The organism is Fodinibius sp. SL11, assembly GCF_052060035.1.
Lineage (GTDB): Bacteria > Bacteroidota > Rhodothermia > Balneolales > Balneolaceae > Fodinibius.
Map to the genome: position 1 here is coordinate 1 of NZ_JBPOEA010000039.1, position 1,066 is coordinate 1,066.

Consider the following 1,066-nt stretch of genomic DNA (forward strand, 5'->3'; position numbering starts at 1 on the left):
ACGCAAAGCGAAATGATTTAACTTGGTTTTGATTTTCAAACACTCAAGCTTAAACACCGCATACGTGGCTAAAAACATATGATTAAACCGAGCCCTTTGGCTATGAGCAGGCGACTTACCCAAATTGGCATTTTGCTTTAACGACTTATGATACACTTCAACCTGCCATCGTTTTTGATAGCCGTTGATAAATTTATCCTTGTCGCATTGCAAATCTGAGCATACCAGATATAACACCCCTGTAGAACCGTCCTTGTTTGTAAAGACTCGGCGTAATAACAAGACTTCATCATGATAGTCATTTAAAAAGCCGTGAACAGGGGTATTATCGGGTAGATTAGATTCATCAATACGTACAAAGTTACCTTTTTCTCTATCATCCGGGGTTAAAGCCACCAAGCGATTTGACTTTAACGCAAAGATGAAATGCTTGTTAGCTTTACGAATATGTTTGAATGTCGCTTTGGCTGAAAACCAAGAATCGGCTAATACATAGTCGAATTTGACTTGGTTTTTGATTGCCCTATCAAACATATCAAGCAGTCGCTGATTTTTGGTTTTATCGCTTTTACGTTTAACGTTGCCTTTGTCATCGGTAAAGACATTGGGTTTGGTGATGATGTCAAAGCTTAAGGGTATGTCGATATCTTTGCGATGATACAGACAGTTAAGCAGGTTAATGCCTTTAACATTTTTGTTTTGGGTGTGGTCGTAGTGCCAGCAGTTGATGTCGTCGACGCTTGTGTGCGGTTTGGGCTGTATGGTGTCATCAAAGATGAGATAGCCGATGGCATTGGGTGTGGCATTTTCATGCTGTCTTAGCATGGGTTTAATCAGTTGCCATTGTTCTTTGGCGGTGAGTGTTTCACTGTTTAGAAAGCGGGTGATGCTGTCATGGTAGATGCTCCCTTGTAGTAGATTGGCAAGTCCTGTGGCGGTGGTTTGCCCAAAACTTGCGATGAGGTAGTCGCTGTAGAGTTCTATCATGTCTTTGTTCATTTGTTTACTCTCGCTGACTGCTTTTTTTGTTATGATAGCGCTTTTTTAAAGGGCTGCGTAACTTCAG

Annotated in this window: 1 protein-coding gene; it reads right to left on the reverse strand. The window is 41.2% G+C overall.

All coding sequences use genetic code 11. From position 1 onward, the window contains the following. Nucleotides 1-999 (reverse strand): IS701 family transposase (locus tag ACQ76V_RS16015; RefSeq protein WP_441001510.1); only part of this gene is annotated, 999 nt, incomplete at its 3' end. Between the last annotated feature and the right edge of the window lie 67 nt (nt 1,000-1,066).